Source organism: Dethiosulfatibacter sp., assembly GCF_983023055.1.
This window is the reverse complement of sequence record NZ_CEZJXU010000256.1, coordinates 1-3,709: the sequence shown is the minus strand read 5'-3', so window position 1 is coordinate 3,709 and position 3,709 is coordinate 1. Positions and strand designations below refer to the sequence as shown.

The following is a 3,709-nucleotide window of genomic DNA, read 5'->3' as shown; positions in this document are numbered from 1 at the left end:
AGAAAGTCTAAGTACATTTTTAGCTCCTTTTTCGAGACTGAATTCCTACACTTTTAGTATGTCACATTTCTGACTCAAAAACAAGAAAAAGCCCTATTATAAAGGCTTTTACCCAATTTATATTATTTCTATTTACTCGAGACTGAATTTTTTAGGAAGTTAACATTAATACTACATTTTTATTACATCTTCATAATTACCGAGTTGGTATTTAGTAACGCAATTTTACCAGCTCAAATCTGAATTGTGTTGCCAAATTTGTTTCCACACTCATAATATTCAACATTGCAGACGATTTGAATTCCGCTCACCGCCTATGTTTCAGCGCCACAATACTCTCCACATGCGTGGAGTGTGGTGACGAGAGTTTTTCTTGAATCTTAAATCTTACAGTATCCTACAATTTTATAATCATCAGGTATCTTGTAATCTTTATCTGGAGCATCCACAACCCATTCAACATCAAAGAGAGTTTGATCTACTAAAGACTCAAAATACAGCATGGAAATTCCCGTATCAATCTTTCCATCGTATTCTTTAATATTTTCATCTTTCCTCATAGCAAGAACTACATTACCACCATCTATTATAAATCTCCAAGGCTGTCTATTCATAGTAGAAGGAGCAAGTCTTGCATAATCAAATGCCTCTAAAAGACCTCTATTTTTTAGTTCTTCATGGTCTGCGTTATTTCCCCATTCTTTGATATATACAATATCTTCGATTTTTTCTCTAGTAGACACGTTGTTTTCAACTATTTTGAGTTTAGATTTTGAATAATTATCTCCAACACTATCAATATTTACTACTCTGGTCTTATTTGCATCGTAACCAAAAGCAATAATCGCTACTATTTCTTTATCAGAGTCAATGAAAAGTCGTTTTTTAACCTTATCACTATCAGCAAATGTAATCCAACAGGTATTTATTCCTAAATCTAATGCTTTTAGAGATACTTTTTCTCCTAAATATCCTGCATTTTCAATATAATATTCTTTTTTCGTAGATAGCATTATTAAATAATGAGGAGCCTCTATCATTAGACCCTCATATCCAGCAATTTCCTGTAGTTGCAAATAAACATGAGCCTTATCCTTAACTAATAATTCAGTTTCAATTCCCGGTATTAATTTATCAACTTTTTCTGGAAATTCTAGAATCTCATCGATAATATTCTTTGCTATTGTATTTTTCTTATACTCTCTTACAGACTTTCTTTCTTCAATTAATTTTTTATAATTCATATATATCTCCTTTCCTATATAACTGACAATTATAAATTTTAATTCAGAACTCATATTTAATTATATCACTAAATTAAATAGATTACTCACATTTAAACTATGGTTTTTATAATCAAATATTTTGATTTTCTATCCATTAAAAAGCCCTCCCAGAGAATCTGCAATATAAGTACAATATAAAAAAAGACAACATATTATCTATATATTGACAAAAGCCAAATATTGTATAAAATGTTATCTGTTAATGATATGTTTGAAATTATTTAGCGTCAATTGGGAAGCCTTCCAAGTTTTTCATTCAACTTACTATAAATCCTGTCCCTAAACCATGGCTCTGATGAAGCACTTACTGCCTCATCAAGGCTGTACCATGCTACTCCGCTGTTTTCATCAGGCTTTACAGTTATTTCTTCCCCTTCATCACCTTCAAATAGATATGTAACATTAAGATGCAGATGTGACGGTATATATACGCCATTCTTTTCATGTCCATCAACTGTCAATATCTCCAGTGAAAATATATCCCTTATAATAGGTATAACCTTTTTCAGTCCACTTTCCTCCATCACTTCCCTGGAAGCAACAGCATAAAGATTTTCATCACCATCAGCATGTCCACCCATCCATGACCACGAATCATAAATATTGTGGTAAACCATTAAGGCCTTATCTCTACTATCATTGATGACCCAGGCAGATGCAGTCATATGGGCAGTTTTGTTTTCTCTTGTGAAGATATCTTTTTTAGTCTGAATATGTTTCAACAGCTCCTCCTTATCCAGTTTTTCCTGCTCGTTCCATGGCTTATATGCTTGTATTTGTGCTATTATTTCCAAAGTGTCCCCTCCTTCAAAACAGAATTTCATCTTTCATTCAAGTTCAAACTCCAAAAAATATTATTCCTTTTCAGAATTATCTATATGATATCACACAAACCATTTTCAACTTTTAGTTTGTTCAAACAATTAATTCTGTAAAGCAAAATATAAAAATGTAAATTCAACAAGAAAGCAGCTACGCTGCGTTAACCGGGTCACGCTTCATGTGACCATAGCGGTTATTAAGAGGTCGTAGAAAGTTTCCTTAACCGTGTAATACCAACGTTTCAAGGGATTACGCATTTTTAACTTTCTTAGACTATTAAAAACCGCATCCTGATTCCAGAATGCGGTTTGTTATTTTTACTTGTTTGTTACATTTTATCATGGATTATAATCCTCAAACTATTGATTTGTTTCACTTCAATTCCCGTACAATATTTGGAGGATTCACTCCACATACTGCCTTTACCATGTTTTCCGCCGCCAGCATAGCCATATCATCTCTTGTTTTCCAGGTTGCTGATCCTATATGCGGTAGTGTAACCACATTTGACATTTTGAGTAAGGTATTGTCCCTGTCAATTGGTTCCTGTTCAAAAACATCAAGTCCTGCTCCCCAGATTTCCTTTTCTAAAAGAGCTTCAATCAGTTCCTTTTCATTTACAGTAGCTCCCCTTGATCCATTTATCAGTATTGCCTCTTTTTTCATCATCTTAAACTCTTCTTTGCCGATCATATGATAGGTTTCCTCAGTTAGGGCAACCATTACAAGGACGAAGTCGCTCTTTTGCAGAAGTGTGTTTAATTCAGCATACCTTACTCCAAGTTTTTCCTCTGCTTCAGGCTTTCTATTTCTATTGTAATAAAGAACATCCATGTCAAATCCAAATTTTGCCCTTTTTGCAACAGTTTCACCAATTCTTCCCATGCCTATTATTCCCAAGGTTTCATGATGGACATCCTTCCCAAAATTAATTTCATTGTCTCCAATCTTCCAGTCTCCATCCTTGACATATTTATCCAGTTCCGACAATCTTCTTGCAGTAGACAGCATCAGTCCAAAAACCAGATCAGCAACTGTGTCGTCAAGAACCTCAGGAGTGTTTGTTCCAATTATTTTCCTCTCCTTCATGGCTTCAATATCAAAATTGTCATAACCCACTGTCATATCGCTGACTACCTTCAGCTTAGGTCCATGATCCAGCAGATTTCCATCAACTTTTATTACAGCCAGCATTAGTCCTTCCTTATCATGGAGCTTGCCCAGCAATTTTTCATAGGTGACTGTTTCATGTTCTTCGAATTTTTCATATTCACAATGTTTTCCTATATATTCCTCTACATTTTCAGGCACATTTACTCCAATTAGAACCTTTGGTTTTGTCAAAAAATCCACCTCTTTCACATTTTATATCAATTCATTATTTCCTGCTTGTTGTCCGCAATAGTTTCTTTCTTTTTCAATTCCATTATGAACATGCTGGCTACGATGAGTACCGCTCCCAATATTCCCTGGAAAGTAAGAACCTCATCCAGAAAAATATAGCCAAATACTGCTGCGAAAACAGGAATACATGTAAATATCAGAGCTGTATGAGTTGCACTGGTATATCTCATGGCTACACTTTGTACAATAAAAGCTCC

Annotated in this window: 4 protein-coding genes; all 4 read right to left on the bottom strand. The window is 34.3% G+C overall.

Going from position 1 to position 3,709, the window contains the following annotated elements:
- Positions 1–380 precede the first annotated feature (380 nt).
- Positions 381–1,244, bottom strand: a complete 864-nt coding sequence (locus tag AC3AX0_RS09180; RefSeq protein WP_487549998.1) for a nitroreductase family protein — start codon at positions 1,242–1,244, stop codon at positions 381–383.
- Between the two features lie 269 nt (positions 1,245–1,513).
- Positions 1,514–2,110: an NUDIX hydrolase gene (locus tag AC3AX0_RS09175; RefSeq protein ID WP_487549997.1), complete on the bottom strand. Its 597-nt coding sequence runs from the start codon at positions 2,108–2,110 to the stop codon at positions 1,514–1,516.
- A gap of 370 nt (positions 2,111–2,480) precedes the next feature.
- Positions 2,481–3,461 carry a 2-hydroxyacid dehydrogenase gene (locus tag AC3AX0_RS09170; protein ID WP_487549996.1) on the bottom strand — a complete coding sequence of 327 codons (981 nt, stop codon included), beginning with the start codon at positions 3,459–3,461 and terminating at the stop codon, positions 2,481–2,483.
- A gap of 17 nt (positions 3,462–3,478) precedes the next feature.
- Positions 3,479–3,709: EamA family transporter (locus tag AC3AX0_RS09165; RefSeq protein WP_487549995.1), on the bottom strand; the 231-nt coding region annotated here is incomplete at its 5' end.

Excerpts from the sequence above, each read along its gene's own strand:
- AC3AX0_RS09180 (WP_487549998.1), bottom strand. The coding sequence starts at position 1,244 with ATGAATTATAAAAAATTAATTGAAGAAAGAAAGTCTGTAAGAGAGTAT.
- AC3AX0_RS09175 (WP_487549997.1), bottom strand. The coding sequence starts at position 2,110 with ATGAAATTCTGTTTTGAAGGAGGGGACACTTTGGAAATAATAGCACAA.